Raw genomic sequence first — 4,987 nt, 5'->3', positions numbered from 1 at the left:
TGGATGAGCTGAAAGAAGGCGTGCTGACCATCGGTTCCGGGCTCGCCCCAGACCACGGGTCCGGTGGTGTATGCCACGGGATCGCCCGCGCGCGTCACCCGCTTGCCGTTGCTCTCCATATCACCCTGCTGGAGGTAGGCCGGCAGGTAACGCAAGGATTGATCGTAGGGCAGTACCGCGTGGGTGCGGGCGCCGGCGAAGTTGGCGTACCAGATCCCGATCAGTCCCAGCATGACCGGCAGATTCTCGCTCAAGTCTGCGGATCGGAAATGCTCGTCCATGGCATGGGCACCTTCCAGGAGCTCGCCGAAGCGGTCCATGCCGACGGCCAACGCGATGGGCAATCCGATCGCCGACCAGAGGGAGTAGCGCCCACCGACCCAATCCCAGAAGCCGAACATGTTTTGCGGGTCGATACCAAACGCGACGACCTTGGATTCGTTCGTGGACACCGCGACAAAGTGGTTGGCAACCGCCGCCTCGCCCAGGGCCTCCACCAGCCAGGTCCGGGCACTGTTGGCGTTGGTCATGGTCTCCATGGTGGTAAAGGTCTTGGAGGCGACGATGAACAAGGTGGTCGCGGGATCGAGAGGCCGTAGCGTCTCGGCAAGGTGGGTACCGTCCACGTTGGAGACGAAATGCACCCGCAGGTCGTCGGACTGATAGGGGTGCAGGGCCTCACAGACCATCAGTGGCCCTAGATTCGAGCCGCCGATGCCGATGTTGACCACGGCGGTGATACGCTTACCCGTAAAGCCCTTCCAATCGCCGCTGCGCACGGTTGCGACGAAGCCTTCCAGGCGCTGCAACACCCGGTTGACGCCGGGCATCACGTCCTTGCCGTCCACATAGATGGGACGGTTAGAGCGGTTGCGCAGGGCGATGTGCAGCACTGCCCGTCCCTCGGTGTTGTTGATGGCTGCGCCTGCAAACATGCGGTGGATCCAGCCGGGTAGGTCCACGGCCACGGCAAGCTCGAGCAACAGCGTCAGGGTCTTGTCGGTGATCAGATTCTTGGAGTAGTCCGCGAACAGGTGTGCCGCCCGCAGCGACATCTGCTCCGGTCGCCTCGGATCCCGGGCAAAGAGGTCCCGCATCCGGACCCCGGACAGCTCGTTCCAATGCGCCTGCAAGGCCCGCCATTGAGGGGTCTGATTCACTGACGACATGCTGGTTGCTCCTGATGGAGGCGGGTGCTCGACCGCTCAGGCCGCTTGGGCGGGGATTTGGGAACCCGTGCGCAGGATGCGATTGTGTTCGTTGAGGTAAACGAGGCTCGGTTCGAAGGCATCGGCTTCGGCCTCGCTCATCGCGGCGTAGGCACAGATGATGACCCGATCTCCCGGAGACGCCTTGTGGGCGGCGGCGCCATTTACGGAAATGACGCGGGAGCCGGCCTCGGCCCGAATCGCATAGGTCGTAAAACGCTCGCCGTTGGCGAGATTGTAGATCTGAATCTGCTCGTATTCGCGGATCCCCGCGCACTCCATCAGCGCCTCGTCGATGGCACAGGAACCCTCATATTCAAGCTCCGCGTGGGTGACGCGGGCCCTGTGCAGCTTGCATTTCAACAGTGTTAGTTGCATAGCCAACCACCTTGATTCTTGATGCAACACAGTATTCTAACTAATTTTTTCGTTGCTGCAACGGCACTTTCGCGCGGATCCGGGGCTATTGCATGCCCCTATAAATCAATAGGTTATAATTAATCCTCATTATCATGGTATAAATTTAACCATTTGAAATCATTGATTTTTAAAAATTCTACATTCGGTTGCCATACACTGCTAAGAAAGAGGCACTATGTGCAATTCGGTACGCAAGGAATCGGGTATCACGCCGAACTATTGCAGGTGTGACGGGTATAACCGACTTACAGCCGACAAGCTTGATCCACTCTCAGTGTAGAACCTCGTCGAGGCGACTGGCGGTGAGCGCGTAGCGCGTGGGGCGGATAAGCTTGCGCCATCCGCCGTATGCCAGCCACTTCCGTCGCCCTGGCCTGACCCGCCCTACGGGCTGCCACCCGCCGCCATCCGGCGGGTGACGGCGCGCCCACCGCCGCAGCAATCATGGCACCTGGCGCACGTGCCTGACCCGCCCTACGGGCTCTTGGCGCACGGGTGTAATCTGGGCTACGCCGATTGCATCGGCTTCGTCCGTGGCGAAAAAGGCCAGCGCCTGGCGCCCAATGCCCGGTACAGGTAGTCGAGGATAAGGTTTTTGAAGTTCTGGTCGTGAGACATGGTCTTTAATGATCGATGTAGGTTGGCGTGCCGCCCTCTTCGTCCATACCGGTAGAGATCTGCACAGGGGCCCCTAACGGACCCGCTAGTTCGCGTTTTCTGATCCTTCCGTGGCGGCCGTGGCGGGGATCGCCATGTCCCTCAGCGAGACGCGAAGATTATCGATGAGCCGTGCCGTGCCCAGATAGGCGGCCGTAAGCACCACCAGATCCCGGTCCTCGGTGGTTGCCGGTTGCAGATCCGAGGCCCGGCGAACGCTGAAGTAATCCGGCCTTAGTCCCTCGACCAGCAGCTCTTCTATTCCCATGCGTTCCACTTCGCCGGCGATCAGTCCCTCGCGCAGGCGCTCACCGGCTTGACAGAGGGCCCTGTAGAGTGCCGGCGCGCGCGCGCGCTCTGCGGGGGACAGATAGCCGTTGCGCGAGCTCATTGCCAGACCGTCCGGCTCGCGAACGGTGGCCAGCCCTCGCACCTCGACCGGCAGACACAGATCCTCGACCATGCGCCGAATCACCAGCAGTTGCTGATAATCCTTCTCACCAAAAATAGCAATATCCGGCTGCGCCATGTTGAAGAGCTTGCACACGACCGTCGCCATCCCGGCGAAGTGTCCTGGCCGACTTGCGCCGCACAGGATATTCGAGAGCCCCGGTACCTCTACGCGAGTCTGATCTTGGGACCCATGGGGATAAACGGCCTGCACCGGAGGGGTGAAAAGCAGATCCGTACCTTCGGCCTCTAGCAGCTTGCGGTCTCGCTCCAAGGTCCTGGGATAAGATCCGAAATCCTCGTTGGGACCAAACTGCAAGGGATTGACGAAGATGCTGACCAGGGTACGGTCGGTCACCCTCCGCGCCTCCCGAACCAGGGCCAGATGGCCGGCATGGAGGTTGCCCATCGTAGGCACCAGGGCGATAGATCGGCCACTACGCCGCCATGAGGTCAGACACCGGCGCAACGAGGAGACAGCGTCGATCAGCATCATAGGCATCGTCAGGTACCTGCCGTCTCCTTTTCCATGGCCGGTCGGCGGCCCCGACGCCGACCCTTGCCCTTGGTCGTGCCGGCAGTCATCTCGGTCCGGGTGTGGTCGTTCACTGCTTGGAAACGGGTCCACCAGTCAGCGAGCGCTAAGTCCACTTCGCCCACCTCGGCCCGCAGGAGCAGAAAATCATAGGCCGCACGAAACCTGGGATGGGCCACCAGACGATAAGGGCGTTTGCCCTCGCGCCGTTCGAGACGGGGCTGTAGGGACCAGATCTCTCGCATGGGCAGGGCAAAGCGCTTCGGGATAGCCACCAGGGGCCGCTGACGGGCAAAGGCATCACCCGCGGCCAGTAACATGGCCTCGTTGGCCGCTATGTCCCCCGCAAGCAGTTGGGCAAAGCGCCGGCGCACCGGCTCCCACAGCAGCACCGCAAACAGAAATGCGGGGGTAACCGGTTTTTCTTCCCGGATGCGCCGATCGGTGTTCTCCAGGCCGCGACTGACGAAGGTGATGGGGAAGTTATGATCCTCATGGTCAAGCAACGCATCGGTGGCGGGAAACAGCTGGGCAAAGAGCCGGTAGTGACGCAGCTTCTCGAAGACACACAGGCCCAGGCCGGTCTGGAGCAGCTTCAGTACCTCCTCGAACAGGCGCGCCGGCGGGATGTCCCGGAGCAGATGGCCGAGCTCGAACAGGGGTCGCTCGCAGGACGGATCGAGATTGAAACCGAGCTTGCAGGCAAAACGCACGGCGCGCAGCATGCGCACCGGGTCTTCGCGGTACCGCTGCTCCGGATCCTCGCCGATGAGCCGCAAGCGTCCGGCCCGCAGATCATCGAGTCCCCCCGCGTAATCGATGACGGAGAAGTCCGCGATATTGTAGTAGAGACCGTTGACGCTGAAGTCCCGGCGCAGCGCGTCCTCCTCACGCGTGCCGTAGCGGTTGTCCCGCACGATCATACCATTGTGGATACGGCGCTCGCCGTCGGTATCCTCATCCTGCCCGCCACCACGGAAGGTAGCCACCTCGACGATCTCGCGGCCGAAATGGACATGGGCAAGCCTGAACCGCCGTCCGATCAGGCGACAGTTGCGGAATATCCTGCGCACCTGCTCGGGCGTGGCGTCCGTGGCCACGTCAAAGTCCTTGGGCTCCCGGCCCAGCAGGAGATCCCGTACCCCACCCCCGACGAGATAGGCCTGATAGCCCCCATCCTTCAGGCGGTAGAGCACCTTGAGCGCGTTTTCGCTGATATCGGCGCGCGAGATTCGATGCTCGCTGCGGGGTATGATCAAGGGTGAAGGGGAGGTCGTCTTGTACAAGTTGCTTTCGTTTTCCTTAATTTGAGCGTGGACTAAGAAGCTGTCTGGTTAAAATGGATCCGAGCGTCGGGTTGCGTTACGCCAGGTTCGGTGCTGTGCCGGTCCGGGTGCGGTCCTGGATTATTTGGCGTTGGTTGTGGGATGCGGCGTGTTGGGTTACGGCGCGTTCAGCCCTGTCATTGTGCTTCGGGATCGAACCGCGCGCCTAACCCAACCTACACTTAACGCGAGGCCGCGCGGGCCGGCAGTCAAACTTGTCCCGACGCAGGAGGGATCTTTTCGCGTTCGTTCCCACGCTCCAGCGTGGGAACGCCGTCTTGTCCGCTCCCGCGGACGCAGCTCCTCTGTGCTGATTAGGCGTTGGCGGTTAGCCTACCAGGCGCTTAATCGACGCTGGAGCGTCAGATCCCTCCTCCGTCGGGACCAGGTCT

At 61.6% G+C, this 4,987-nt stretch carries 4 protein-coding genes; all 4 read right to left on the bottom strand.

The window, feature by feature from the left end; genetic code table 11:
- Nucleotides 1-1,169: glucose-6-phosphate isomerase (gene pgi, locus BQ17_RS08615; protein ID WP_089726171.1), on the bottom strand; the 1,169-nt coding region annotated here is incomplete at its 3' end.
- Nucleotides 1,170-1,205: 36 nt separating this feature from the next.
- Nucleotides 1,206-1,586, bottom strand: a complete 381-nt coding sequence (panD, locus tag BQ17_RS08610; RefSeq protein ID WP_089726167.1) for an aspartate 1-decarboxylase — start codon at nt 1,584-1,586, stop codon at nt 1,206-1,208.
- 745 nt (nt 1,587-2,331) lie between these two features.
- A complete protein-coding gene (panC, locus tag BQ17_RS08605) occupies nt 2,332-3,231 on the bottom strand; it encodes a pantoate--beta-alanine ligase (RefSeq protein WP_089726169.1) in 900 nt (299 codons plus the stop codon).
- An 8-nt stretch (nt 3,232-3,239) separates the two neighbouring features.
- Nucleotides 3,240-4,556 (bottom strand): polynucleotide adenylyltransferase PcnB, encoded by a 1,317-nt coding sequence (pcnB, locus tag BQ17_RS08600; RefSeq protein WP_256091526.1) that lies wholly within the window; start codon nt 4,554-4,556, stop codon nt 3,240-3,242.
- Between the last annotated feature and the right edge of the window lie 431 nt (nt 4,557-4,987).

Origin of the sequence: Candidatus Thiosymbion oneisti (genome assembly GCF_900092655.1) — a bacterium.
In the GTDB taxonomy this organism is placed as follows: Bacteria; Pseudomonadota; Gammaproteobacteria; order Chromatiales; family Chromatiaceae; genus Thiosymbion; species Thiosymbion oneisti.
Note: the sequence above shows the minus strand (reverse complement) of the source record. Positions and strands in the feature narration are given on the sequence as shown.

Bases quoted from the DNA above. Each gene is read 5' to 3' on its own strand.
- panD (WP_089726167.1), bottom strand. From the start codon at position 1,586: ATGCAACTAACACTGTTGAAATGCAAGCTGCACAGGGCCCGCGTCACC.
- panC (WP_089726169.1), bottom strand. From the start codon at position 3,231: ATGATGCTGATCGACGCTGTCTCCTCGTTGCGCCGGTGTCTGACCTCA.